General features: G+C 67.8%; 17 protein-coding genes. 12 read left to right on the plus strand and 5 right to left on the minus strand.

Translation table 11 applies throughout. From position 1 onward, the window contains the following. Window positions 1-8 precede the first annotated feature (8 nt). Window positions 9-164: a DUF3309 family protein gene (locus KCG34_RS25205; RefSeq protein ID WP_211938337.1), complete on the minus strand. Its 156-nt coding sequence runs from the start codon at window positions 162-164 to the stop codon at window positions 9-11. A 301-nt stretch (window positions 165-465) separates the two neighbouring features. Here KCG34_RS25205 and KCG34_RS25210 point away from each other — a divergent pair, with 301 nt between their 5' ends. The 3 genes from KCG34_RS25210 to KCG34_RS25220 are packed head-to-tail and all read left to right on the plus strand — an operon-like array spanning window position 466 to window position 5,519. Continuing rightward, window positions 466-2,610, plus strand: coding sequence for a type I secretion system permease/ATPase (locus KCG34_RS25210; RefSeq protein ID WP_211938338.1), 2,145 nt, complete (start codon window positions 466-468; stop codon window positions 2,608-2,610). A gap of 3 nt (window positions 2,611-2,613) precedes the next feature. Continuing rightward, window positions 2,614-4,041, plus strand: coding sequence for an HlyD family type I secretion periplasmic adaptor subunit (locus KCG34_RS25215; protein WP_211938339.1), 1,428 nt, complete (start codon window positions 2,614-2,616; stop codon window positions 4,039-4,041). Further along, window positions 4,041-5,519 (plus strand): TolC family outer membrane protein, encoded by a 1,479-nt coding sequence (locus KCG34_RS25220; RefSeq protein WP_211938340.1) that lies wholly within the window; start codon window positions 4,041-4,043, stop codon window positions 5,517-5,519. Before KCG34_RS25215 ends, KCG34_RS25220 begins: the two co-directional genes overlap by 1 nt. Window positions 5,520-5,547: 28 nt before the next feature. Here the strand turns inward: KCG34_RS25220 and KCG34_RS25225 are convergent, their stop codons facing one another. Next, the gene (locus KCG34_RS25225) at window positions 5,548-8,034 is read right to left on the minus strand and encodes an NF038122 family metalloprotease (RefSeq protein WP_211938341.1); all 2,487 of its coding nucleotides are present in this window, start codon (window positions 8,032-8,034) and stop codon (window positions 5,548-5,550) included. A 433-nt stretch (window positions 8,035-8,467) separates the two neighbouring features. Between KCG34_RS25225 and KCG34_RS25230 the strand changes: the two genes are divergently transcribed. After that, the gene (locus KCG34_RS25230; RefSeq protein WP_211938342.1) at window positions 8,468-9,817 is read left to right on the plus strand and encodes an autotransporter strand-loop-strand O-heptosyltransferase; all 1,350 of its coding nucleotides are present in this window, start codon (window positions 8,468-8,470) and stop codon (window positions 9,815-9,817) included. An 84-nt stretch (window positions 9,818-9,901) separates the two neighbouring features. Then, on the plus strand, window positions 9,902-11,086 hold the full coding sequence (locus KCG34_RS25235) for an acyl-CoA dehydrogenase family protein (protein ID WP_211938343.1): 1,185 nt from the start codon (window positions 9,902-9,904) through the stop codon (window positions 11,084-11,086). Window positions 11,087-11,092: 6 nt separating this feature from the next. Here KCG34_RS25235 and galA read toward each other — a convergent pair whose 3' ends face one another. The 3 genes from galA to KCG34_RS25250 form a co-directional block, all read right to left on the minus strand. Then, window positions 11,093-13,546, minus strand: coding sequence for a beta-galactosidase GalA (gene galA / locus KCG34_RS25240; RefSeq protein ID WP_211938344.1), 2,454 nt, complete (start codon window positions 13,544-13,546; stop codon window positions 11,093-11,095). A 74-nt stretch (window positions 13,547-13,620) separates the two neighbouring features. Next, window positions 13,621-14,715 carry a glycoside hydrolase family 53 protein gene (locus KCG34_RS25245; RefSeq protein WP_249138155.1) on the minus strand — a complete coding sequence of 365 codons (1,095 nt, stop codon included), beginning with the start codon at window positions 14,713-14,715 and terminating at the stop codon, window positions 13,621-13,623. A gap of 177 nt (window positions 14,716-14,892) precedes the next feature. Then, the gene (locus tag KCG34_RS25250) at window positions 14,893-17,589 is read right to left on the minus strand and encodes a TonB-dependent receptor (protein WP_211938346.1); all 2,697 of its coding nucleotides are present in this window, start codon (window positions 17,587-17,589) and stop codon (window positions 14,893-14,895) included. Between the two features lie 401 nt (window positions 17,590-17,990). Here KCG34_RS25250 and KCG34_RS25255 point away from each other — a divergent pair, with 401 nt between their 5' ends. The 7 genes from KCG34_RS25255 (at window position 17,991) to betC (ending at window position 26,216) form a co-directional block, all read left to right on the plus strand. Then, window positions 17,991-19,721, plus strand: a complete 1,731-nt coding sequence (locus tag KCG34_RS25255) for an IlvD/Edd family dehydratase (RefSeq protein WP_211938347.1) — start codon at window positions 17,991-17,993, stop codon at window positions 19,719-19,721. Then, window positions 19,718-20,653 (plus strand): 2-dehydro-3-deoxygalactonokinase, encoded by a 936-nt coding sequence (locus KCG34_RS25260; protein ID WP_211938348.1) that lies wholly within the window; start codon window positions 19,718-19,720, stop codon window positions 20,651-20,653. Before KCG34_RS25255 ends, KCG34_RS25260 begins: the two co-directional genes overlap by 4 nt. Beyond that, complete coding sequence (locus KCG34_RS25265) at window positions 20,640-21,266, plus strand: 2-dehydro-3-deoxy-6-phosphogalactonate aldolase (RefSeq protein WP_211938349.1); 627 nt, start codon at window positions 20,640-20,642, stop codon at window positions 21,264-21,266. The genes KCG34_RS25260 and KCG34_RS25265 overlap by 14 nt, the downstream gene beginning before the upstream one ends. Before the next feature lie 46 nt (window positions 21,267-21,312). After that, window positions 21,313-22,899 carry a sodium/sugar symporter gene (locus KCG34_RS25270; RefSeq protein ID WP_211938350.1) on the plus strand — a complete coding sequence of 529 codons (1,587 nt, stop codon included), beginning with the start codon at window positions 21,313-21,315 and terminating at the stop codon, window positions 22,897-22,899. Between the two features lie 4 nt (window positions 22,900-22,903). Continuing rightward, on the plus strand, window positions 22,904-23,809 hold the full coding sequence (locus KCG34_RS25275) for an SMP-30/gluconolactonase/LRE family protein (RefSeq protein ID WP_211938351.1): 906 nt from the start codon (window positions 22,904-22,906) through the stop codon (window positions 23,807-23,809). Between the two features lie 17 nt (window positions 23,810-23,826). After that, window positions 23,827-24,531 (plus strand): FadR/GntR family transcriptional regulator, encoded by a 705-nt coding sequence (locus KCG34_RS25280; RefSeq protein WP_211938352.1) that lies wholly within the window; start codon window positions 23,827-23,829, stop codon window positions 24,529-24,531. A 164-nt stretch (window positions 24,532-24,695) separates the two neighbouring features. Further along, window positions 24,696-26,216, plus strand: coding sequence for a choline-sulfatase (gene betC / locus KCG34_RS25285; protein WP_211938353.1), 1,521 nt, complete (start codon window positions 24,696-24,698; stop codon window positions 26,214-26,216). Window positions 26,217-26,630: the final 414 nt, after the last annotated feature.

Genomic DNA, 26,630 nt, shown 5'->3' on the forward strand with positions numbered 1-26,630 from the left:
GGAGGGAGCTAGATCCGGCCCAGCAAGACCAGGACGATGATGATCACCAGGATCAAGCCAAGGCCGCCGCTGGGGTAGTATCCCCAGGATCGGCTATGGCCCCATGTCGGCAGCGCGCCGATGAGCATAAGTATAAGGACTATGATCAAGATTGTTCCAAGCATTTTATTGTCCTGTTTGATAACAACGTTTCTGCTTAAATGGGTATTTATCCGATTAGTTCCTATTTTCGCCCCGAATGGCGGCTGAGTTCTGTCTTGGGGTGCGGTGGGGGCGAGACCACCGTGCGATTGGGCGCCGCCTGGTCGGCCGACGGTCGGTATGAGCGACTGAAATGACTGTGCCCGGCGCCACGCTTGAGGCATCGGGTGACTTGACTTGGCTATCGGGGCCAGATCAGGTGCGCGCGGTGCTGGCTAGGGGGATGCGCGGGCCGATGGGTCGCGCGCGCAAGGTGAGCGTGAGATGGACACGGGCGGGGACAACCTGACGGCGCCCGACCCCGGCGCAGGGGCGCTCGCTTTCATCCTTCAGCTTCTGGGCCTTCCGGCGAACGCCGATGAATTGCTGCACCTCAGCGGCAAGGCGGGCCTGGGCGAAGAAGACATGCTGCGCCTGGCGCGGCGGTTCCCGATCAAGGCCCGCGCCATCACCAGCGACATGGCCCGCCTGGCGACGACGCCCCTGCCGGCTCTGGCGCGGCTGCGCGGCGGCGGCTGGCTGGTCGTGGGTCGGATCGGCGACGGCAAGGTGCTGGTGCAGGATCCCAATGCGCCGACGCCGGAGATGTTGACGCTGGAGGCGTTCGCCGAGCGCTGGGACGGGCGGCTGCTGCTCATCGTCCGTAGGGCGGCCCTGGCCGATCCGAACAGCCGCTTCGGCCTCGAATGGTTCCTGCAGGCGATCCGCAAGTACCGCCAGCCCCTCATCGAGGTCCTGGTCGGCTCGTTCTTCGTGCAGTTGTTCGCCCTGCTGACGCCCCTGTTCTTCCAGGTGATCATCGACAAGGTGTTCGTACACCGGGGCCTGTCGACCCTTGAAGTGCTGGCCATCGGGCTCGCCACACTGTCGGTGTTCGAGGTCACCTTGGGCGGGCTTCGCACCTATGTGCTGGCCCACACCTCCAACCGCATCGATGTCGAGCTGGGCGCCCGCCTGTTCCGCCACCTGTTCGCCCTGCCCATGGCCTATTTCCAGGCCCGGCGGGTCGGCGACACCATCGCCCGGGTGCGCGAACTGGACAATATCCGCCAGTTCCTGACCTCCTCGGCCCTGACCCTGGCGCTGGACCTGTTCTTCGCCCTGTTGTTCCTGGCGGTGCTGTTCGTCTACAGCCCGCTCCTGACCCTGATCGTGGCCCTGGCCCTGCCATGCTATGTGGGACTGAGCCTGGGGGTGACGCCGTCCTTCCGCGCCCGCCTGAACGAGCGCTATCGCCGCGGTTCGGAGAACCAGTCCTTCCTGGTCGAAGCCGTCTCGGGCGTCGAGACCGTCAAATCCATGGCGCTCGAGCCGGTCATGCAGCGCCGCTGGGAGGAGCAGGTGGCCGGCTACGTCACCGCCTCTTTCCGCGTGATCACGCTGAGCACCGTGGCCAGCCAGACCGCGGCCCTGATCAACAAGGTCACCGTGGTCCTGATCCTGTTCTTCGGCGCGGGCCTCGTCATCGCCGGTAAGCTGACGGTGGGCGAACTTGTGGCGTTCAACATGATCTCCGGCCAGCTCGCCTCGCCGGTGCTGCGCATCGCCCAGCTTTGGCAGGACTTCCAGCAGGTGCGCCTGTCGGTGGATCGGGTCGGCGACATCCTCAACACCACCCCAGAGCCGGGCCAGGCGGGCCAGGCCAACCTGCCGCCGATCTCGGGCGACATTCGTCTCGATCACGTCAGTTTCCGCTACCGCATCGACGGCCAGCCGGTGCTGAGCGACGTCTCGCTGGCGGTTCCGGCGGGCCAGGTGATCGGGGTGGTGGGGCCGTCGGGCTCCGGCAAGAGCACCCTGGCCAAGCTGATTCAGCGCCTTTACGTGCCTGAAAGCGGACGGGTGTTCGTCGATGGGGTGGATCTGGCGGCCACCGATTCCGCCTGGCTGAGGCGGCAGATCGGCGTGGTGCTGCAGGAGAACGTCCTGTTCAATCGGACGGTCCGCGAGAACATCGCCCTGGCCGATCCGGGCATGCCGATGGAGCGGGTGATGGACGCGGCCAAGCTGGCCGGCGCGCACGACTTCATCCTCGCCCTGCCGGAGGGCTACGGCACCTTGATCGGCGAGCGCGGCTCGACGCTCTCGGGCGGGCAGCGGCAGCGGATCGCCATCGCCCGCGCCCTGGTGACCAATCCGCGTATCCTGATCTTCGACGAGGCGACCTCGGCCCTGGATTACGAGAGCGAGGCGGCGATCCAGGCCAATATGCGGCGCATCTGCGCCGGGCGGACCGTGGTCCTAATCGCCCACCGCCTCTCGACCCTGCGCGGCGCCGACCGCATCGTCACCATCGAGGAGGGCCGGATCGTCGAGGACGGCACGCACGAGAGCCTGCTGGCGAGCGACGGGCGCTATGCCCACCTCTGGCGCCTGCAGTCGGGCGACCCCGCCCTGGCGGAGGGCTGAGCCATGGCGGATGGATTTGGCGGCTATCTGCGGCGGGCCAGCAGTTATTTCGACCGCAACGACGAGCGCGAGTTCCTGCCCGCGGCGCTGGAGATCGTCGAGACGCCGCCGTCGCCGACCGGCCGGCTTCTGGGCTTCATCATCATCGCCTTCTTCGGCGTTGCGGTAGCCTGGTCCTTCTTCGGCAGGGTGGACGTGCTCGCCACCGCGCCAGGCCGGCTGATCCCGGCGGGCGACGTCAAGGTGATCCAGCCGCTGGATCCCGGGGTGGTGCGCGCGATCCACGTGCAGGACGGCGACCACGTGCGCGCCGGCCAGTTGCTGATCGAACTCGACCCCACCCAGGCCGGCGCTGACAGCCGCCGCCTGTCCGGCGACCTGATACAGGCGGAACTCGACGTGGCGCGCCTGAGCGCCCTGAAGACCGCGGCCGAAACCGGGCGCGCGCCGGTGTTCGTCGCACCCGCTGACGCCCCGCCGGAGCGGGTGGAGGAGGCGAGGGCGGCTATGCGCGCCCAGGCCGACCAGCAGGCCGCCAAGCTGGCCGATCTCGGCCAGCAGATCAGTCAGAAGGACGCCGAGGCCGCCGAGGTCGGGGCCGAGATCGACAAGATCAACGCGCAGATCCCTATGCTGGCCGACAAGGAGCGCATCCATCGCGAGCTGACCGACCAGGGCTTCGGCACCAGCCTGGCCTATCTCGACGCCCAGCAGCAGCTGGCCGAGGCGCGGCATGAACTGGCCGTGGAACGGCAGAAGGCGGCCCAGGCGGCTGCGGCCCGGGCGGCCTTGATTCAGCAGCGGGACGGCGCCCGCTCGCAGTACGCCGCCGAACTCCTGACCGACCTGCGCAAGGCCGAGGAGCAGCAGAACGAGAGCGGCCAGGAGTTGATCAAGGCCCGCGACAAGTCCAGCCAGACCGAGCTTCGGGCGCCGATCGACGGCGTGGTGGATCAGCTCGCGGTGCACACCCTGCACGGGGTGGTGACGCCCGCCCAGCACCTGATGATCGTGGTGCCGGAGAGCCGCAACCTGATGATCGAGGCCCAGCTGGCCAACCGCGACGTCGGCTTCGTCCATGCCGGCCAGCCGGTGAAGGTCAAGATCGAGACCTTCAACTTCACCCGCTATGGCCTGATCAATGGCCACGTGGTGGGAGTCAGCAAGGACGTGATCACGCCGCCGGACGAGGCGCGCCAGTCGCAGCAGGGCGCAAGCGGCGCGGCGGCGCCGACCGCACAGCCGCCGTCGCCCACCTATGTCGCGCGCATCCAGCTTGACCGCACCAGCATGATGATCGATGGACGCGAAGAGCCGCTGCAGCCCGGCATGGCCATCACCGCCGAAATCCGGACCGGTGACCGCAGCATTATCGATTACCTGCTCTCGCCCTTGGCGCGACGCACCCAGGAAAGCCTGCACGAGCGATGATGCGTTCCACCGCCCTGATCGCGGCTCTGCTGGCGGCGAGCCCCTGCGTCTGCGCCGCCGAGACCCTGGCCGAGGCCATATCCTTGGCCTATCAGACCAATCCCAGCCTGAGGGCTCAGCGCGCCGCGCTGCAGTCCGCCGACGAGAGCTACGTCCAGGCCCAGGCGAGTTTCGGGCCCCAGGTCAGCGTCACGGCGCAATACGGCTATCAGGACGCCCAGGTGCAGCACCCGGCCAGCCTGTTCGTACGGGGCGGCGCCACCGACTATCGCGCCGGCAACGGCACGGCGGACCTTTCGGCCGTCCAGCCGGTCTGGACCGGCGGAGCGCTCAAGGCTCAGGCGCGCAGCGCCGGCGCCGGCGTGCTGGCGGCGCGGGAGCACCTGCGTTTCACCGAGAGCCAGGTGCTGCAGAATGTGGTCAACGCCTATATCGACGTGCGCCGCGACCGCGAAATCGTGCGCGTGCTGCAGGAGGAGGTCACCGCGCTCAGCCGCGACTTCGAAGAGACCCGGGCCAAGGGAAAGCTGGGCGCCCTGACGCGCACCGATGTGGCCCAGTCGGAAGCTCGCCTGCTGTCCGCCCAGGCGCAGCTGAGCCTGGCCCAGGGCAAGCTGAACGGCAGCAACGCCGAATATCTGAACGCAGTCGGCCAGAACCCGGGAGAACTGGCGCCCGAACCTGACTTGCCCGGCTTGCCGAAAGACGCGGACAAGGCCTTCGACCTTGCCGAGCACAACAACCCCCAGCTCGGTGAGGCGGTCCAGAGCGAGCGCGCCGCCCGCGAGAAGGTCAATCAGGCCAAGGCGGCCAACGCCGCCACGGTGCAACTCAAGTTCGACGCCTCGATCATTCCCACAGCGCCCTACCTCGAGCGCCAGTACGATCAGAGCGTCTCCGTCGCCGCGGTGGTCACCAAGCCGCTGTTCACCTCGGGCCTGAACAGCTCAAAGATCCGCCAGGCGCTGGACGACGACAATCGCGCCCAGCTGGTGGTCGAGAACGCCCGGCGCGGGGTGGTGCAACTGGTGGCCCAGGCCTGGGACCAGTGGATATCGACCCAGAACGCCCTGACGATCGAGCAGCGCCAGCTCGACGCCGAGGCGGTGGCGGTGCAGGGCAACCGGGCGGAGGAGCGGGTGGGCCTGCGCACCACCATCGACCTGCTCAACGCCGAACAGGAGCTCGCCAACACCCGCGTCACCGTGATCCAGGCCAAGCGCGACGCCTACGCGGCCAAGGCCTCGCTGCTGGCGGCGATGGGGGTCCTGGAGGCCCGCTACCTGACCCCCGGCATAGATCTCTACAGTCCGGAACAGGCCCTGCGCCGGTCTGAGCCTGCGGGCCTGGGGGGCTGGTCCGGCGCGGTCTCCGGGCTCGACACGATCGCTGCTCCGCGGACGCCGGCGCCCCAGGTGTCGCCGACCGGCTCAGGGACGGGGCGGCCAGACACCGCTGTTCCCACGCCGGCGAAATAGCGCTCCCCAAAACAGCCGGCGCAGAAGCTCAGGCCCGGATCTCCGGGTGGGTCAGGGCGAAGGCGAGCGCGCTGGCGCCGCCGCCAGAGCTGACCGTGGATCCTGCGAACGGCCCAGGCGACGAATTCAGTCCGGCGAGGTGCTGGGTGAACAAGGTCACGTTCTGCGCGGCCTGAACCGGCGGGTCGTTGATCAAGGTGCCGCCGGTCGAGTCCGCGGACAGCTTGAAATTGCTGGTCACGTAGCTGCCCGAAAGGGTCAGGTTCGCGACCAGGGCGCCATCGGTGATGGTCAGGGTCCCGCTGGTCCCCGTCTGGCTCCAGGTGGCCGATTCGGTTCCGGCGCTGTAGGTGAAGCTCGGCAGGTCGATCGTATCGCCCAGCACAAAGCCTGAAATGATCGCCCCGAACGCGCTGGGGTTGGCGATGTCCAGCAGCCCCCCGGATCCTTGGAAGGTGACCGTCTGGCCCGCGCCGAGCACGCCCGAGACATTGGCCGTACCGCCGCCGAGGGTCAGGCCGCCGGCGACTACGCCGCCGGAGGAGATGCTGAGGACGCCGCCGCTGGCGACGGTCGCGCCGCTGGTGGTCCCGCCGGACAGCACGTATTCGTGGCCGCCCGCATTGATCACGGCCCCGACGGCGACGGCGGCGGAGCTCACCGTCTCGAATGCGGCGCTGAAGATCACCGTGCCCGAGGTCTGTCCGCCCGCATAGACGGTGTCGTGGCCGCCGCTCGAGATGGCGGCGCCGCTGGCCACGGCCCCCGAGTTGACGTAGAGCGCCCCGCCCGAGATCACGGCGTTGACCGATACCCCGCCGGAATTGATCACCTCGTAGGCCCCCGCGGAGACGTTCGTCCCGGAGGCGCGGCCGCCGGCATAGATGCTGTCGTGGCCGCCGCTCTTGACGTTGGTTCCGCTGGCGGTGGCGCCGGGGTCGACATACTGCACGCCGCCCGAGGTGACGGTCGCGCCGAGGGCAGTGCCGCCGGACAGGTACTGGGCGCCGGCGACAGTGGTCGAGGAGGCGACCCCGCCGGAGCTCACCGTCTGGCGCGCCCCGGCTTGCACCGTGGTGTTGATCGAGGTCGCGCCGGAGTTGACATACTGATAGCCGCCGCCCAGCACCGTGGTCGAGGTCGCCACCCCGTGGGCCGAAACCGCTTCGAACCCGCCACTGGAGACCGTGGTCGAGGTCGCCGAGCCGCTGACCGTGTCGTGGCCGCCGCTGACCACCGTCACGTTCGCGATCGAACCGCCGGACAGGGCGTATTCGGCTCCCCCGTTCGAGACCAGGGTCCCGGTGGCGGCGCCGCCCGAGTTGATGTTCTCGAAGCCGCCGCTGGAGATGACGGTCCCTGTGGCCTGGCCGCCGGCATAGACGGCGTCATGCGCGCCGCTGAGCACCACGGTCCCGGATTCCGATCCGCCGGACTGGACGTATTCCGCCCCGCCGCCGCTGATCTTCGCACCGATGGTCACCCCGCCGGCGACGACCTGGACTGTGCCGCCGACCACGCTCGCGCCGACCGCCGTGCCGGCGATCGAACCCAGAATGGCGGCGCCGGCCAAACCGGTCTCCAGCACGCCGTCATCGAAGGCCCGCGCCAGGGTGAAGGTGGTGTTGCTGACCACCGCGCCCGCTCTCACCACCATTTCCCCGCCGCTCATGACGGTCCAGCCGGTCAGGGTCTGACCGCTCGAGACGTTGCGGATGTTGCCGCTGGTGACGATGCTGGTGCTCCAGCCGAGCGCGTTCATCAGTTCGATGTCGACTTCCGAGATCGGGCCGACGCCGCCCTCCTGGGCGCCCATGGCGTCGTTCCAGACCGGGTCGCCGTCGGGATCGCCGAGGTCGGGGAAGTCGGCCACGCACCAGTCGCCCAGGTCGTAGCCGGCCCCGGCGTCATTGTTCCAGGTCCCGAGTTTGGTCGCCCCATTGTCGACCGAGAAATAGGCGGTGGTGTTGGAGAGGCTGTTTCCGGCGCTGAGGTCGTGCGATCCGGCGCCGTTGAACCTGAACATGTCCATCACGGACGGCGTGCTATCGACGGTGCTGATCCGGCCCATGGCCGTTTCGCTGACCTCGTGGGCGATAGCGGCGAAGGCGTCATAGGTCGACCAGTCGGCGCCGCTGCCGACATAAAGGTCGACCTGCGTCGTCGAGCCGCCTTCCAGACCCAGCATCTGGGCCTCGGAGGGCGACACATAGACCGTGCCGACGCCTCCCGGCAGGTGGGAATAGGCCGAGGCCTGGGTGTTGGTGGTCTCATGCGCGATCAGCGCGCTGCTGAGGGTCGAGAAGGAGACGTTCACCCCCGACGTGTCGCCCGGCCCGCCATTGGAGTTCGAGGCCAGCACGCCGGACCCCAGGTTCTCCCAGTTCACCCGAATGTTCAGGGTCACATTGTTGGTGAAGACGCTGTCATAGAAGTTGGCGACCTGGGCAAGCACGGTCGGCAGCCAGGAGGGCGCGCTGCCGTAGTTGGCGCCTGCAATCCAATTTATTTGCATGGCTTGTGCCCCCAAAATGTGCGTTGGGCGACGTTACACCCGCTCAGTGACCGCGGCCAGACCGTGCAACATTGCAAAAATGGAGGAAATTGTGACAACGGCTGATCCCAATTGGGTAACGTGTGACGCAAATTGTGACACGTTCGCGTGATTTAAAGTAGGCGCGGTTACCTGTGCTTCCGGCGCGCAGCCTGAAGGTCTTCCTGTCCTGGCGCGGGCTAGGCTTTTCGGTTCTCTTCTGTCGGCCGCCCCGTGGCGGGCCGCGGTTTCATATCATTGCGCGCTATTGGCAGGGTCTGGCCGTGCCGTTAGGCTCCGCCGCATCGAAAAATCTGGTTGTATCCGACAAGGGCGGTGACCTTGGTCACGCGGGCCAAGCGCCCGCCGGCCCTAGGGTGCCCTGGGTGTAGGAACTTTTTTGGGGGGATTTCCTGTGGTTGGAACCGTGTCGACGGGCGAGACCCTGAAACTCGTCGCTGAGGACGGCGAGGCGGCTGCGGCCGAACCGGCAGCCAACGAACAGGCCGCGGCGCCGGAATCGGAAGCGGCGCCCGGCGGCCTGACCGCCGTTTCCAGCGATGGCAAGCCGCCGCCCAAGCCCGCCTATCCTCCGGCGGCGCGGGTCCCGACGCAGAAGGGACCGCAAGGCGTCCGCTACGACTTCAACCTGGGCGCCCGGGTTCTTTTGCCGCAGCGCAAGGACGGGCGCGAGTGGCAGGTGCGCCTGAAGGATCTCGACACCGGCAATATCCTGTTCGAGAGCCGCAACAAGGGCGCCTTCGTCGCCAGTTCCAAGCGCTTCTATGTCAGGTTCGGCATCGAGGTCTGGGCGGGCGAGGAGTTGCTGTTCGAGCACACGCACGACCTGAAGGGCCGCGAGGTGCTGATCCAGTTCCCGATCGGCACCCTGGGCGACACCCTGGCCTGGTTCCCCTATGCCGCGCGGTTCCAGGAGAAGCACGGCTGCAAGCTGACCTGCGCCCTCTCCAACCTGATCTCACCGCTGCTGAAGGACAACTATCCGGACATCGAGTTCGTCAGCCATGAGGAGCTGGTCGAGCGGAAATTGCAGGACAATTTCTACGCCACCTATTCCATGGGCCTGTTCTTCGACGACAAGGAGAACGTCTGGCAGCCGACCGATTTCCGCATGGTCGGGCTGCACCGCACCGCTGGCTACATCCTGGGCGTCGGGCCGGAAGAGCGGGCGCCCGTCGTGTCGGCTTCGGAGGAGACCCGGCCGATCGAGGAGCCCTATGTCTGCATCGCCGTGCAGAGCTCCAGTGGCTGCAAGATGTGGAACAACCCCACCGGCTGGCACGAGGTGGTGGCGCACATCAAGTCCAAGGGGCTTCGGGTGATCTGCATCGACCAGAAGCCGGTGCATGGCTCAGGCCTGCTCTACACCCACATTCCGCACGGCGCCGAGGACCAGACCGGAGACCGGCCGTTGCTCGAGCGGGCGCGATGGCTGAAGCACGCCGAGGCCTTCGTCGGCCTTTCCAGCGGCCTCGCCTGGCTGGCCTGGGCGACCCGGACGCCGGCGGTGGTGATCAGCGGCTTCACCCACCCGACCAACGAGTTCGACAATCCCTATCGCGTGATCAACTGGCACACCTGCAACAGCTGCTGGAACGATCCCGCCGAGCGCTTCCAGCACACCGACTTCATGTGGTGCCCCCGTCACCAGAACACGCCGCGCCACTTCGAGTGCACCAAGCTGATCACCGGCGCCCAGGTGAACGCCACCCTGGACCGGGCCCTGGCCGACCGGCGGCGCTGAGCCTTGCCCCTACGGCGGCGCCTAGGCGGCGCCGGCCGGCGTTGCTAAGCCGCCGCGATCGTTGCGATCCGGAGGAAGCCGGCCATGAATCCCGCCCAGGGCCCCAGCGAACGCGGCCGCGAGATCGCGGCCAGGGTCGAGGCCTTCGTTCGCGAGGCCGTGTCGCCCTATGAGCGCGATCCGCGCTGCGGCGCGCATGGCCCCTCCGACGAGCTGGTCGACGAGCTGCGAGCCAAGGCGCGCGCGGCCGGGGTGCTGACGCCGCACATTCCCGATGGCGGCCACCTGAGCCACCAGGACGTTGCCCTGGTGCTCCGCGCCGCCGGCCTGTCGCCCCTGGGGCCGGTCGCGGTGAACGTCGCCGCGCCTGACGAAGGCAACATGTACCTCCTGGGCAAGGTCGCCAGCGCCGAGCAGAAGGCGCGGTTCCTGAAGCCGATGCTGGAGGGGCGCGCCCGTTCGGCCTTCTTCATGACCGAGCCGTCCGAGGAGGGCGGGGCGGGCTCGGACCCGTCGATGATGAAGACCACCGCTGGGCTGGACGGCAATCACTGGGTGGTCAACGGCCGCAAGGCCTTCATCACCGGCGCCGAAGGGGCCAAGGTCGGCATCGTCATGGCCAAGTCCGATGACGGGGCCTCGATGTTCCTGGTCGACCTGCCGATGGAGGGGATCCGCATCGAGCGGGTGCTGGACACCATCGACAGCTCCATGCCCGGCGGCCACGCGATCGTGACGCTGGACAATGTCCGCATCCCGGCCGACCAGATGCTCGGCCAGGCCGGCGAGGGCTTCAAGATGGCCCAGATCCGGCTGGCGCCGGCGCGCCTGACCCACTGCATGCGCTGGTGGGGCGCGGCCCGGCGGGCCAACGAGATCGCCACCGCCTATGCCTGCAAGCGCCACGCCTTCGGCAAACCCCTAGTGGATCATGAAGGGGTCGGCTTCATGCTGGCCGACAACCTGATCGACCTGAAGCAGGCTGAACTGATGATCGACTGGTGCGCCGGCGTGCTCGACACGGGCGATCTCGGCGTGGCCGAAAGCTCGATGACCAAGGTGGCCGTGTCCGAAGCCCTGTTCCGTATCGCCGACCGCTGCGTGCAGGTGATGGGCGGTACGGGAGTCACTGGCGACACCATCGTCGAGCAGGTGTTCCGCGAGATCCGCGCCTTCCGCATCTATGACGGCCCGACCGAAGTGCACAAATGGTCGCTGGCCAAGAAGGTCAAGCGCGACTGGGCGGTGGGCCAGGCGGCGGCCGGCTGAGGCGCGTCAACTCGCGGTGACCAGCAACGCCGCGCCGGTCAGGCCGGGCGCCGAGGCGGTGATGCTGATCCGGCCCGCAGAGCCCGGCAGGGTCTGGACCAGGCCCATGCAGAGGCCGTTGAACGCCTTGCGATGCGAGGTCTTGTCCGGCTCATGGCTGGTGGGATCGCCATTGCCCATGCCGATCAGCTGGCCGGGCCCGGAGATCTGCAGGCTGACGAGGTCGCCGGCGGTGGGGACCGGGCGGCCGTCGGCGTCCTGGATCTCGATGCCCACCACGACCAGGTCGTCGCCGTCGGCCTTCAGCCGTGCGCGGTCGGCCTTCAGCGCGATGCGGGTCGCAGGGCCGGCGGTCTCGCGCCGCTCCTTGACCACCAGCTTGCCGCCGACAAAGCCGCGGGCCTCGATGGCGCCGGGGGCGTAGGGCACGTTCCAGACCAGGTGCTTGTCCTTGACCACGTCCTGGGCGCCCTGGCTCTGGCCGTTCAGGAACAGCTCGACCCGCTCGACATTGGCGTAGCACCAGACCTCGATCGGCTGGCCCTCGCGCCCCGGCCAGGTCCAATGAGGGAGCAGGTGCGCCTGGGGCGCCGGGTTCCACCAGGCCTTGTAGTAATAGTATTCGTCCTTGGGAAAGCCGCAGCTGTCCATCAGGCCGAAATAGGAGGCGACAGACGGCCAGCGATGGAAGGGGGTCGGCTCGCCGCGATAGTCGAAGCCGGTCCAGACGAAGCCGCCGGCGATGTAGGGTCGGGCGTCGACATAGGGCCACCAGCCCTCGGCCGTGGTCGCCCACCAAGGCGCCTCCTTGTCATAGGCGGCAGAGAACTGGCGCACCTCGTCGTGGACATAGACGCCCCGCGTGGTCACCGTGCTGGCGGTCTCCGAGCCCAGCACCGGGATCTTGGGGAAGCGGGCGTGGAAGTCGTCGATCTTGCTGGTGCGGTAGTTGAAGCCAACCACGTCCAGCACCCGGGTGACCCCGTCGCCCCAGCCGCCGTCCATGGCCTCGGTCACCGGCCGCGTGCCGTCAAGGCGGTTGACCAGCCGCTTCATGGTCTGAGCGACCCGGGCGCCGCGCTCGGTGCCCTGCTGGGGCTCCTCGTTGCCGATCGACCACAGGATCACGCTCGGGCGGTTGCGGTCGCGCCGCACCAGCCGCTCCAACTCGTCCAGGGCCTCGGGCGCGGTGGACATGCGCCGGGTCTCGTCCATCACCAGCATGCCGAGCTGATCGCAGGCGTCCAGCAGGGCCGGCGAGGGCGGGTTGTGCGTGGTGCGGTAGGCGTTCGAGCCCATGGCCTTCAGCCGCTCGATGCGGAAGGCGTGCAGCCGGTCGGGCATGGCCACGCCCACCCCGGCATGGTCCTGGTGGTTGCAGGTCCCCTTCAGCTTCACCGGCTGGCCGTTGAGGAAAAAGCCCTGGTCTGGATCGAAGCGGATGGTCCGGAGGCCGAACGGGGTTTCGTAGCGGTCCACCAGCTTGCCGCCGACAAAGATCTCGGTCGCGAGCCGGTAGAGATAGGGCGCCTCGATGGACCAGAGCTTCGGCTTCGGCAGGGCGACGTGGCAGGCGACTTCGGCTTGCCCCCAGGCGGGCGCCGAGACCTGGCTGCGCGCCTCGCCGACCGCGCGGCCGTCGGCGTCCAGAATGGTCGAGACCACCTCGCAAGGAGCGTCCTTGTCGCTCTCGTTGGCGACTTCCGTGCCGATCGCGAGGTCCGCCAGGCCCTCGGTCAGGGTCGGGCGCACCACCGCGCCCCATTGCGGTACGTGCAGCGGGTCGGTCTTGACCAGCCAGACGGGACGGTAGACGCCGGCGCCTTCGTAGAACCAGCCCTCGCCCTGGCTGGCGTCGACGCGCAGCAGGATGACGTTGCGTCCGCCATAGTTGGCGACATCGGTCAGGTCGACGCGGAACGGGGCGTAGCCGCTGTGGTTCTCGGCCAGGAGGTAGCCGTTGACGAACACCACGCAGTCGCGGAACGCCCCGTCGAACTCAAGCGACAGGCGCCGGCCAAGGTCGGTCTGAGGCAGGTCCATGACCAGTCGGTACCAGCCGACGCTGGTGTCGGGAAACTCGCGCCCCAGGGGCTTGTAGCCGTGGGCGGCGCGAGGGTCGGTCTTGCCCAGTATGTCGAGGCCGATCGGGGCGACGAAGGGCAACTCGACGCCCCAGTCGTGCGGTACGCTGACCTCGCTCCATTGGCTGTCATCGTAGTGCAGGGCGGCCGGATCCAGCAACGGGTCGGTGGCCTTGGCGAAGGCGATCTGCAGGGCGCCGAAGCCGAAGTCGCGCGCCGGGTCCTGGGCGTGACCCATGTGAAAGCGCCAGCCGCGGCTCAGCCGGGTGCGCTCGCGCGGCGAAGGCGGGGCGTCGGCCGCCGCTGTACGCACCCCGGTCACGGCGCCCGCGGAAAGGGCGGTGGCCGCGCCGAGCACCTGACGTCTGGTCGCCATAGTTGGAAGCTCCCTGTTGGCTCCGGCCGGAAGTTCAGATCATCCGGCGACGAAAGCCCAGCTTGAATCTGCGACTATTTTGCGGGCGGCAACAGGCGTGACACGGGCAGGTAGGGGCGGTTCATGAAGTCGATTCCCGGCAGCGTGTCGTCGCCGTGGCGGAAGTCGAAGAAGGTCGCGTTGTCCCAGCCCGAGCCCTTGGCCCAGGGCGTCGAACAGCCGGTCGAGACCCAGGCCGGCTCCCAATAGACTACCCCGTCGCCGCCATGGTCGATCACCGTCTGGGTCAGGTCGGCCAGGTATTTGGCCTGGCCCTCAGGGGTGGCGGGATAGCCGGGCAGCAGGGCGTCGGCGCCTAGCAGGTTGGGCGCGCTGTCGGCGTTGTCCAGGGTCCAGGGATAGGCGGTCTCGACCACCATCACGTCGACCCCATAGGTCTTGCGCAGCATCAAAATGGTGTGGCCGAGCCCGGCCAGGGTCTTGCTGGACCATTTGGGATAGTAGCTGAGGCCGATCAGGTCATAGCCCTTGACCCCGGCGGCGGCGGCCTGCGGGAACCACCATTCGGCGTTCTCCGGCTGGGCGATGTGCAGCATCACCCTGGGCGCAGAGGGAAACGCCTTGCCGGCGTCATGCACCGCCTGGATGCCGGCGTTCAGCAGGGCGGCGTTGCGCGTCCAGTCGATCGGCTTGCCCTTGACCCCGCCCAGCAGCTCCGGATTGGTCTCGTTGCCCACCTGCACCAGGTCCGGCGCCAGACCCTTGGCGTTCAGGGCCGCCAGGGTGTCGAAGGTGAACTGGTAGAGCTTGTGCGACAGCTCGCCCGTGTCGGTGATGCTGGCCCAGGCCTTGGGCGCGATCTGCTTGTCGCCGTCGGCCCAGGTGTCGGAATAGTGGAAGTCCAGCAGCACCTGCATGCCCTGGCCCTTGGCCCGGGCGATGGTCTTCTCCACGTCGGCGAGGTTGCTGTAGCGCGTCCAGTCCGGATCGTTCCACAGCCGCACCCTGACCAGGTTCGCCCCGTGATCCTTGAAGATCTCGAACGGGTCCTTGACCTGGCCATGGTCGCGGTACTGGGCGCCGCAGTCCTGCATCTCGTTGACGTAGGAGAGGTCGGCGCCGAAGTAGAAAGTTCCGGCTGTGGCGACGGTGGGCGTACCGATCGCCAAGAGCGCGGCGGCCGCGAGCCCCCTCCACCACGCTACGCGCGGTCCCCCTCCCCCAACGGGGGAGGAATGATCGCGAGCCGAGCGGCCCCAATTCCTCCCCCGTTGGGGGAGGGGGACCGCGAAGTGGTGGAGGGGGCTCGCCATAGCCATCGCCGGTTCAAGCAAATCCCAACCCGCTCAGTACTTGTAGGTGAAGTCCAACAGGTAGCTGCGGCCATACTTGTCGTAGCGGGCGAGCTGCTGGGGATCGTTGTTCCAGTAGTAGCGCGAGACCTGGTCGGTGAGGTTGTTGGCCTGGAAGCGGACCGAGAAGTTCTTGTTGAACTGGTAGGACGCGCTGAAGCCGAGGGTGGTCTCCGATTCCAGCCGGGTCAGCTGCGAGGCGTCCCAGCCATAGATCACCGTGAACGGGCTGTGGTATTTCAGCCCCAGCCGGGTGTCGAAGCCCGCCTGGCTGTACCACAGGTCGAACTCGGCGGTGGTGTTGGCCAGGCCCACCATCGGCAGCGGATTGTTGACCGGCGAGAACTCCTTCACGCTGGACCCGGCAAGAGCCAGGTTCGAATAGACCCCGAAGTGATCCAGGTGCGGCACGAAGTAGAACGGGGTCTGGAAGGTCAGCTCGATCCCCTCCATGTCTCCGCCTTTGCCGTTGAACGGGCCGGTGATCAGGTAGTTGGTCCCGTCGATGGTGGCGGTTGAGGTCTTGTAGCCGATATTGCTGTCGACGTTCTTGTAGTAGGCGGCGACGGCGAGCATCGACTCCGGATGGAAATACCACTCCCAGGAGACGTCGACCTGGTTGGCCAGGAACGGCATCAGCTTTGGATTGCCCGCCGTGCCGGTATAGGGCAGCGTCTGGTTGAACAATGAACGGCCTGCGCGCAGTTCGTCCAGCGGTGGGCGCGAGATCACGCGCGCAGCCCCGAAGCGGAGTTTTGTATTGTCCGTCAACGCATAGTTCAGGTTCAGGCTCGGTAGCGCCTCGGTGTATTTATTGCTCGCGTTGTCAGGCGTGTAGAGGGCAAAGCCATTGCTGTCGGTTGCGTTGTTCAAGCGCTGGAAGCCGTTGCTGGTCGTGTCGACGGAAATCACCCGCACGCCGGCATTGCCGGTCAGCTGGCGACCGGCGACATCGTGGCTGAAGTCCACCTTGACGTAGGCTTCAGCATCGCCCTCCCGAACCTTCCAATAGGCGTTCTTCTGGAAGGCGGTCGGCATGCTGTTGGCGAAGACGACGTTGGAATTGCTGGTATTGAAGCCGCCAAAGGCTGCGGCTGCGATCGTTCCAAAATTCCCGTTGAGCAAGGCCGGGACGTTCAACCCGGATACTGTGAAGCTGCTCAGCAGGGACGACGATGGGGTTCCGGTCTGGTTTTCATTCCACTGTTCCAGGTCGTGACCCTTGACCCGGTGCGAGTAGCGCGCGCCGAAATCAATGCCGGTGAAAAAGTCTCCGTGGAGCGTGCGGCTAAAATCGATCTGCGCGGCGCCGAGTTCGTCATTCAGATGCTCCGGGCCGGTGCTAGCGCCATAGAACCACGCCTGAGCCGTCGGATCGGCCGGGTTGGATGAGGCCGTCACCGAGGGCGCCGATCCCGCCCCAGTAAAGAAACTCAAGGACGCGGGCGGAGAGGCGAGGCCGCTTTCAACGGCTTGCCACTTGTTGGTCCGCCAGGCGCCCGAATAGGAAAGATCGGCGCGGACTTTCCAGTCATCATTGCGCCAGACCCCGTTCAGGCCGGTGGCCAGTAGGCTCTTGTCCTCCGTGTAGTGAGCGATGACGTTGGTCACCGGCGCGCGCATCCAGTCCTGCGTTCCGAACAGTGTTGCCCCGACGACGTCGCCGTTCACGACAGTGAAGGTCCCGTTGGCGGAATTGTACGGATCCCAGCTATTTGCGTTGTTGCCGCCCCAGTCGCCCCATTTGCCATTGGCGCTATACCAGGCCTGCTCCTGGTTCTCGTCAATGGAGACGTCGGAATAGAGCAGGTCGAAATTGACCTCGAAGTGGTCGCTGGGCTTCCACTGGGCGGCGGTGGTGAAGCTGCCGCGGGTCTCGGTCAGGCCGTCGACCTCTGTCTGGGCGCCCCAGGGGGTGTTGATCACCACGCCGTTCAGGGTCGGCGGGCTGCCGGTATAGGGGGTGTTGTAGCCCCAGCCCTGGAACGAGACGTAGCCGTTCTTCTGCTGCTGGTAGCTGCCGCCCACCGAAACGGCGAGGTCGTCGTTGATCTTGGCTACGTATTCGGCGCTGCCGCGCAGGCCCCAGGGGGAATAGTTCGGGATCGACGCGCCGCCGTCGTTATAGAGCGGCCCCAGCCGGACCACGAGCTTCGGCCCGGAATAGTCCAGCGGGCGCAGGGTGCGGATGTCGATGGTCGCCGCCACCCCGCCGGCGATCAGGTCGGCGGACTGCGACTTGTAGACAGTGACGCCGGAGACGTCCTCCGAGGGGTAGATCTCCCAGCGCACGTTGCGGTCGGGCTCGGAGGAGGCCACCTCGCGCCCGTTGACCAGGCCCAGCACCAGGCGGGGGCCGAGGCCCCGCACGGCCGCCTGGCTGTCGTTGCCGCGGTCGCGCGTGGCGTTGATGCCCGGCAGGCGGTCCAGTTCGTCGGCGATGGTGACGTCGGGCAGGACGCCGATGTCCTTGGAGGAGATGCTCTCGACGATATTGGCCGAGACCTTCTTCTGGGCGATGGCGTCGCGCATGCTGGCGCGCACGCCGGTGACCACGACCTCGCTCACGGTGGTCTTGTCGGCGGGCTTGGCCTGGTCGGCGGCGGCCGTCTGGGCCATGGCGCCGCTGCAGGCGGCCGCGACAGCGATAGCGCTGGCGGCGCTGAAAAGGGCGCGTTCGATCGGTCTCATGAGTCTCCCCCCTGTGCGTCGGGCTGTAAAAGTCAGCCTTATGTGATTTATCATACAAAAAGGTCCAGCGCTGTCAACGCGACCGCCATGGGGTGGTCTGGAGCCGAGAATTCGGGCGGGGCGGCCCCCTGGCGACGAAGCTGTTGCGGGAGCCTCGTCGTCTCGGCCCGCACGATCGATTCGAGGTCGTTGCACCCACAAACGCCCAGTCTCGGGCCTTGGCCGCAGACGGCGGCGGCCCTATCCTGTCGGCTCATGTTCGCTTTTGATGCCCATCGGGACGCCGACCTCGGCGCCAAACCGACGTTTCGCCGGGTTTACAAGGTGGCTTATTATCATATAAATCGAACACATCAGTGACGAGACGGCGAACGGCCGGCGCGCAGGATTTAGGGAACGCGATGGGCACGGACGACCGCCGCAAGGGGCTTCGCAGCGCCGGAACCTACGGAAAGATCGATCGGGACGGCTTCATTCACCGCAGCTGGATGAAGAATCAGGGCCTGCCGGACGAGGTTTTCGACGGCCGTCCGGTGATTGGCATCTGCAACACCTGGTCCGAACTCACCCCCTGCAACACGCATCTGCGCGACGTGGCTGAACATGTGAAACGCGGGGTGTGGGAGGCCGGGGGCCTGCCGCTGGAATTCCCGGCCATGAGCCTGGGCGAGACCCAGATGCGGCCGACCGCCATGCTGTTCCGCAACCTGCTGGCCATGGAGGTCGAGGAATCGATCCGCGGCAATCCGATCGACGGGGTGGTGCTGCTGGGCGGCTGCGACAAGACCACGCCCGGCCAGCTGATGGGCGCCGCCAGCGTCGATCTGCCGACCATGGTGATCTCCTCCGGCCCGATGCTGAACGGCAAGTTCCGCGGCCGCGACATCGGCTCGGGCACCGACGTGTGGAAGTTTTCAGAGGAGGTCCGCGCCGGCGAGATGAGCCTGGCCGACTTCATGGCCGCCGAGAGCGGCATGTCGCGCAGCCACGGCACCTGCATGACCATGGGCACGGCCTCGACCATGTCCTGCCTGATCGAGGCCATGGGCCTGTCCCTGCCGCACAATGGGACCCTGCCGGCGGTTGACGCGCGCCGCTTCGCCCTGGCCCACCGGACCGGGCGACGGATGGTCGAGCTGGTGCGCCAGGATGTGCGTCTGTCCCAGATCGCCACCCGTGAGGCCTTCGAGAACGCTATCGTCATGCATGCGGCGATCGGCGGCTCGACCAATGCGGTGGTGCATCTTCTGGCCCTGGCCGGGCGCCTGGGCGTGCCGCTGGTCCAGTCGGACTTCGACATCATCGGCCGCGAAGTGCCCCTGCTGGTCGATTTGATGCCCTCGGGCCGGTTCCTGATGGAGGACTTCTGCTACGCCGGCGGGGTTCCCGCGGTGCTTAAGGCTCTGGGCGGCCACGTGCGCCGCGATGCGGTCACCGTCTCCGGCCACGCCATGGGCGAGATCGCCGACCAGGGCGAATGCTTCAACGCCGAGGTGATCGCCTCGCTGGACCAGCCGGTCGGCCCGTCGTCGGGCGTCTGGGTTCTGAGCGGCAACCTCTGCCCCGACGGGGCCATCCTCAAGCCGAACGCCGCCAGTCCCGAGCTGCTCACCCACACCGGCCGCGCGGTCGTGTTCGAGGATATCGAGGACTACAAGGCGCGCATCGACAGCCCCGACCTGGAGGTCGATGCGACCTCGGTCATGGTGCTCAAGGGGTGCGGGCCCAAGGGTTATCCGGGGATGCCGGAGGTTGGCAACATGGCCCTGCCGGCCAAGCTGCTGGCCAAGGGTGTGCGGGACATGGTGCGCATTTCCGACGCCCGCATGAGCGGCACCGCCTTTGGCACCGTGATCCTGCACGTCTCGCCCGAGGCGCGCGCCGGCGGGCCGCTGGCCCTGGTGCAGACCGGCGACCTGATCGAGCTGGACGGCCCCGGGCGGCGGCTGGAGCTGAAGGTCAGCGATGCCGAACTCGAGGCGCGACGCCTGGCGGCCGGTCCGCCGCCCGCGGCCCCGGCCCGCGGCTGGGCCAAGCTCTATGTCGACACCGTGCTGGGCGCCGACAAGGGCGCCGACCTCGATTTCCTGGTCGGCTCCAGCGGCGCCGTAGTCACGCGCGAGTCCCATTGACCGGGCCCCTGTTCATCGCCGGCGACTGGGGCACCTCGCATCTTCGCCTCTATCTGTGCGGCGAGGCGGGGGTGATCGACCGTAAGACGGGGCCCGGCGCGGTGGGCGCGGCCGAGCCGCACGCGGCGATCCTCATGTCCCGCATCCAGCCCTGGATCGATCGGCATGGCCCGCTGCCGGTGCTGCTCTGCGGCATGGTCGGCTCGCGCAACGGCTGGGTCGAGGCGCCTTACGCGCCGTGCCCGGCCGGAGCGGCGGACCTGCGCCGGCTGGCGGTGGCGCTCGAGGTCCAGGGGCTCAAGGTCGCCATCGTCCCAGGCGTCGCCGGCCAGAACCCCCGCGGCGCGCCCGACGTGATGCGCGGCGAAGAGGCCCAGATCATCGGCGCCATCCGGCTGGCGCCGGAGCTGGGCCAGGGGCGGCGGCTGGTCTGCCACCCGGGCACCCACGCCAAGTGGGCCGTGATCGAGGACGGCCGCATCACCGGCTTCCAGACCGCCATGACCGGCGAGCTGTTCGCCCTCCTGCGCGACCACAGCACCCTGGGCCGGGTCGGCGGCGAGGCGGCGACGCCCGGCGACGGCTTCGCCCTGGGCCTCGCCCGGGCCGAGGAGACGGCCGAGGCGGGCCTTCTGCACGCCCTGTTCGAAACCCGCAGCCGGCAACTGATCGACGGCTGGGGCGCGGCCTTCGCCATGGATTTCCTGTCGGGCCTCCTGATCGGCGCCGATGTGGGCGGCGCCTTGGCCCAGTTCGGCCGCGAGGCGGGCGAGGTGGCGCTGATCGGCGACCCGGCCCTGGCCGAGCGCTATGGCCGGGCCTTGGCGCGTCGTGGCGTCGCCGTGCGGTCGCTGAGCGGGGAGGACTGCGCCCTGGCCGGCCTCGTCGCCATCTTCGAGACCGGAAAGGACGCGCCCCATGTGGCCCGCTGACGCCCCGCCGATCGTCGCCATCCTGCGCGGGGTCAAACCGGACGAGGTGGTGGGCGTCGCCCAGGCCCTCTACGACGCGGGCGTCCGGGTGATCGAGGTTCCGCTGAACTCGCCTGAGCCGCTGGAGAGCATCGCGCGGCTGTCGCGGGCCTTTGGTGATCGCTGCCTCTGCGGCGCGGGAACCGTGCTGACGCCGGCGGATGTGGATGCGGTCCGCGCCGCGGGCGGCAAGCTGATTGTCACCCCCAACACCGACCCCGCGGTGATCGCGCGGGCGGTCGAGACGGGCCTGGTGGTCATGCCCGGCTTCGCCACCGCCAGCGAGGCGTTTGCAGCCCTGGCCGCCGGCGCGCGCAGCCTGAAGCTGTTTCCCGCAGCGACCTACGGCCCCGGCCATCTGAAGGCGCTGAAGAGCGTCCTGCCGAGCGCCGTGCCGGTGTTCGCGGTTGGCGGCGTCGGCCCTGCGGAACTGGCGCCTTGGCTGGCCGCCGGCGCCGACGGCTTCGGCATAGGCGGCGAGATCTATCGGCCGGGCGACACGCCCGAGGCCGTGCGGCGCAAGGCGGGGGCGTTGATGGGCGCGCTGCAGGCCGCGACGTCGAGCAAGACCTGAAAGCCGCAGAAAAAGCAGCAGAACAGAGGAAATCCAAGGAAAGCGCATGAACCTCGCGACGATCGACATCGCCGTCCTCGCCGCCTATGCGGTCGGCATATTCGCCCTGGCCCAGTGGGTCTCGCGTGACAAGGGCGGCCACGAAAAGGACAGCAACGACTATTTCCTGGCCGGCAAGGCCCTGCCCTGGTGGGCCATCGGCGCCTCGCTGATCGCGGCCAACATCTCGGCCGAGCAGATCATCGGCATGTCGGGTTCTGGCTACGCCATCGGCCTTGCCATCTCGTCCTACGAGTGGATGGCGGCCCTGACCCTGCTGATCGTCGGCAAGTTCTTTCTGCCGATCTTCCTGCGCAACAATGTCTCGACCATGCCGCAGTTCCTGGAGCAACGGTATGGGCCGAGCGTGCGCACGGTGATGGCGATCTTCTGGCTGCTGCTCTACGTTTTCGTCAACCTGACCTCGATCCTTTGGCTGGGTTCGCTGGCCATCCACACGGTGACGGGCGTCGACCAGTTCTACGCCCTGATCATCCTGGGCGTCTTCGCCCTGGCCTATCAGCTCTGGGGCGGGCTGAAGGCGGTGGCCCTGACGGACATCGTCCAGGTGGCGCTGCTGGTCACCGGCGGCCTGATCATCGCCTTCATTTCACTGAACAAGATCGCTGGCGGCGGGGGCGCGGCAGCGGGCTTCCACATCCTGCTCAGCCGCTTCCCCGACAAATTCCAGATGATCCTGTCGCCCTCCAACCCGCACTATAAGGAGCTTCCGGGCGTCGCCGTGCTGCTGGGCGGCCTTTGGGTGATGAACCTGTCCTATTGGGGCTTCAACCAGTACATCATCCAGCGGGCCCTGGGGGCGAAGAGCATTCGTGAGGCCCAGGCCGGCATCGCCTTTGCGGCGTACCTTAAGCTGCTCGTGCCGGCGATCGTGGTCCTGCCCGGGATGGCGGCTCTGATCCTGGCGCCGCATCTGGAGCGGCCCGACCAGGCCTATCCGACGATGATGAAGCAGCTGCCGCCCGGCATGCTGGGCCTGGTCTTCGCGGCGCTGGTGGCGGCGATCATCGCCTCGCTGGCCTCCAAGATCAATTCGATCGGCACCATCTTCACCCTCGACGTCTATAAGCACCTCCGGAAAAATTCGTCCGAGCACCAGCTTGTGCTTGTCGGCCGTATCACGGCGGTGACGGCGGTGATCGTCGGCATCCTGATGGCCAAGCCTCTGCTGGGCAGTTTCGAGCAGGGCTTTCAGTTCATTCAGGATTTCACCGCCTTCTTCACGCCGGGGATCGTGGTCATCTTCATGCTGGGCCTGTTCTGGAAGCCGGCGACGACGGCCGGCGCCCTGACGGCTGCGATCGGCTCGTTCCTGCTTTCCGCGTTGTTCTACGCCGCTCCGATCCTTGCGCCCGGGCGCTTCCCGGAAATCCCTTTTATGAACCGGGTCAGCATCGTCTTCCTGATCTGTCTCGCGGCCGCCGTCGCCGTGTCGCTGGCGCGGCCGGCCTCGGCGCGCGAGGTCAACACCGTCCGCCTCGACGGGGTGAGCTATGCCACCTCGACCGTTTTCAACATCGCCGGCCTGGGCGTGATCCTGATCCTGATCGCCCTCTACAAGACCTTCTGGTGAGCCCATGCCCAAGCTGATCGAGGTCATCGAAGCCGGCGACATCCTGGGTGAGGGGCCGCTGTGGAACGTGCGCGAGCAGCGCCTGTGGTGGACCGACATCCAGAGCCGGCGCCTGCGTAGCCTGGACCTGGCGAGCAAGACGATCACGGATGTGGCGACGCCCGAGCGCGTCGGCTCCTTCGCCTTTGTCGAGGGGCGGCCGGGGGTTCTGGTCGTGGCTTTCGAAACCGGCCTGGCCTGGTTCAGGCCCGGCGACGGCGCGGTCGAATGGATCGCGCGGCCCGAGGCCGGCGGGACCGGCCGCCGCTTCAACGACGGGCGCACCGATCGCCAGGGCCGTTTCTGGGCCGGGACCATGGTCGAGGACGAGGTCCGCGCCGGGGCGGACAGCGCCAGCCTGTGGCGGCTGGGTCCTGACGGCGTGCTGACCGTCTGCCAGGCCGGCGTCTCGATCTCCAACGGCCTGACCGCCAGCCCGGACGGCCGCACCCTCTATTTCGCCGACTCGCCCAAGCAGGCCATGTACGCCTATGACCTCGACCCCAAGACCGGCGCCTTGTCCGGCCGCCGCGGCTTCGGCGAGGTCGCGCGCGGCTATCCCGACGGGGCGGTGGTCGACGCCGAGGGATTTGTCTGGAGCGCGCGCTGGGGCGCCGGCGAGGTGGTCCGTCATGCGCCGGACGGCTCTGTCGTCGAGACGATCTCGCTGCCGATCTCCCAGCCGACCTGCGTCGCCTTCGGCGGCCCCGATTTGAAGCTGATGTTCGTCACCTCGGCCAGCGACGGCTTGACGGCCGAGGAACGGCGGGCGCAACCCTTGGCGGGGGCGCTGTTCATCTTCGAATCGGACGTGCCTGGACTGGCCGAGGCCGAGTACCGTACCGACCCGGGCGTCGGCGGGCTCAGATGATCAGGAGCCGCAGCGCGATGCGATCGGGGCAGGGGCCGAACATGACCTACCGCCTGGTCGAATCGATCGGCCAGTCGATCGTCGGCGGCAGCTACGGCGTGGACCATCCCTTCTCCACCGAGGCCGAGCTGGCCCATCAGTTCGGGGTCAGCCGTTCGGTGACGCGCGAGGCGGTCAAGATGTTGACCGCCAAGGGCCTTTTGAGCGCCCGCCCGCGCCAGGGCACCTGCGTGCAGCCGGAGAGCGCCTGGAACCTGTTCGATCCCGACGTGCTGCGCTGGCTGTTGGAGCGCAAGTTCTCGCTGAAGCTGCTGCGCGACTTCACCGAGGTGCGGCTGGCCATCGAGCCCACCGCCGCGGCGTTGGCGGCCCGTCATGCGACGGCCGAGGGTTTGGCCGGCATCCGGCGCGGCATCGAGCGGATGAAGGCGGCCGAGCGCGGCGAGGACGATCCCCTGGCGGCGGACGTGGCCTTCCACGTCGCCATTCTCGATGCGACCGGCAACCCGTTCTACATCCAGCTGCACGAGCTGGTGAACACGGCGCTGCGCATCTCCATCCGCTTCACCAATTCCCAGAAGGGCGTGCGCCAGGCCAGCGTGCCCGCGCACGAGCGGGTGGTCGAGGCGATCAAGGCCCGCGATTCCGGCGCCGCGTCCACGGCCATGACCGCCATCCTGGCCGAGGTGATGGAGCTGATCGAGCACGCCGCCTGGGAGTAGCATTGACTGGACGTTCAGCCGCATGGCGGACTGGATGCCCGCTGGGCGGCGCGTCAGCCTGAAAAGTCGCATCCGTTCTTGCCGCCCTTGGGTTTCGGCGCGAGGTTATTGGCTGAATAATTATTCAGGCGACCCGCAGCGTAACGCCGAGCCCAGGAGGCCGCATGCCGTCCAAGAAGCCGAACATCCTGGTGCTGATGGTCGACCAGATGACCCCCGGGGTCCTGGCGGCCTATGGCGGCAAGGTCGCCCGCACGCCCCATATCGACCGCCTGGCCGAGCGGGCGGTGGTGTTCGACAGCGCCTATTGCAACAGCCCGCTCTGCGCCCCTTCGCGCTTCAGCTTCATGTCAGGGCAACTGCCCTCGGCCATCGGCGCCTATGACAACGCCGCGGAATTCGCCGCCGAAACCCCGACCTTCGCCCACTATCTGCGGCTGGCCGGCTATCGCACCATCCTGTCGGGCAAGATGCATTTCTGCGGCCCGGACCAGCTGCATGGCTTCGAGGAGCGGCTGACCACCGACATCTATCCGGCGGATTTCGGCTGGACCGCCGATTGGACGCGGCCGGGCGAGCGGCTCGATTTCTACCACACCATGGACAGCGTCACCCAGGCCGGGCCGTGCGCGCGCTCCAACCAACTCGACTTCGACGAGGAGGTGATCTTCACCGCCCGCCGGCGGCTGTTCGACCTGGCCCGGGCGCCGGACGGGCGGCCTTTCTGCATGGTGGTGTCCATGACCCACCCGCACGATCCCTACACCATCCCCGAGCCCTGGTGGGGCCGCCACTCGGACGACGAGATCGACATGCCGCGGGTGGGCGAGGGCGACGTTCCCCTTGATCCGCATTCTGAACGGCTGCGCACCGTGATCGGCCTCAGCCAGCAGTCCGTCAGCGAGGCGCAGGTGCGCGCCGCCCGCCGGGCCTATTACGGCGCCTGCGCCTATGTGGATGACCAGATCGGGGCGATGCTGGGCGCGCTGGAGGCCTGCGGCATGGCCGAGGACACGGTGGTCATGCTGCTGGGCGACCACGGCGACATGCTGGGCGAGCGGGGCCTGTGGTACAAGATGAGCTTCTTCGAGCCGGCCTGCCGCATCCCGCTGATGGTCTCGGCGCCGCGGATGTTCGGCGCGCGGCGCGTGGGCGGCTCGGTCTCGCTGCTCGACCTCTTGCCGACCCTGGCCGAGATCGGCGCCGACGGCGCAGCGCCCGACTACGCCGCCCCGATCGCGGGCCGCAGCCTCTTGCCGCACCTCTCCGGCGGCGCCGGGCATGACGAGGTGGTCGGTGAATATCTGGGGGAGGGGGCGATTGCGCCCATCGTGATGCTGCGCCGCGGCCCCCTGAAGTTCATCCACTGCCCCGTCGACCCGGACCAGCTGTATGACCTGTCGCGCGATCCCAACGAGCGGGTCAATCTGGCCACAGCTCCGGAGCGGGCCGACGCGGTGGCGGCGTTCCGGGGCGAAATCGCCCGCCGCTGGAACCTGGACCTCGTCAACCGCCAGGTGCTGGCCAGCCAGGCGCGCCGGCGGCTTGTGGATGCGGCGGGACAGGTCGGGCGGCGACCGCAGTGGGACCACCAGCCCCTGGTCGACGCCGGCCAGAGCTATATGCGCAACCACATGCTGCTGGACGACCTGGAGGCCATGGCCCGCTTTCCGCGGGTCATTTGATTCGAAATTGAATAGCCGTTCAGGCCTCGTTGGCTGCCGGTGGGAGGTTGGCGCCTCAATCCGTGGCCGGAGCTTTGGGCGGCCTACGCACGGCCGCGCCTCGATTTGGGTGCTGTGGCCAATGCGACGCAAGGCTAGAACGTATGCGTCATCTGGCGGATTTCCTCTTGATGCGGCGGCGTCCTCTCATAACGATGGTCCTTAAACGCGCATTCAATCAGGCGTGGCGCGCCGCGAGTCGGGGCGAGGCAGGCCAGGATTGACGCAGCGGCGGGGGCGGATCGGCGACGCCGTTCAGCCAACGGCGCCGTGTTGCCAGTAATGGTGACGGGATTTGTGGGGCGAATTGGCTGTTGTTACTGCCGTGACGATGCAAAACCGCCACACGATGTAGAATAGTGCCGCGTATGGGCT

This window comes from Phenylobacterium montanum (assembly GCF_018135625.1).
GTDB classification, from domain to species: domain Bacteria; phylum Pseudomonadota; class Alphaproteobacteria; order Caulobacterales; family Caulobacteraceae; genus Poindextera; species Poindextera montana.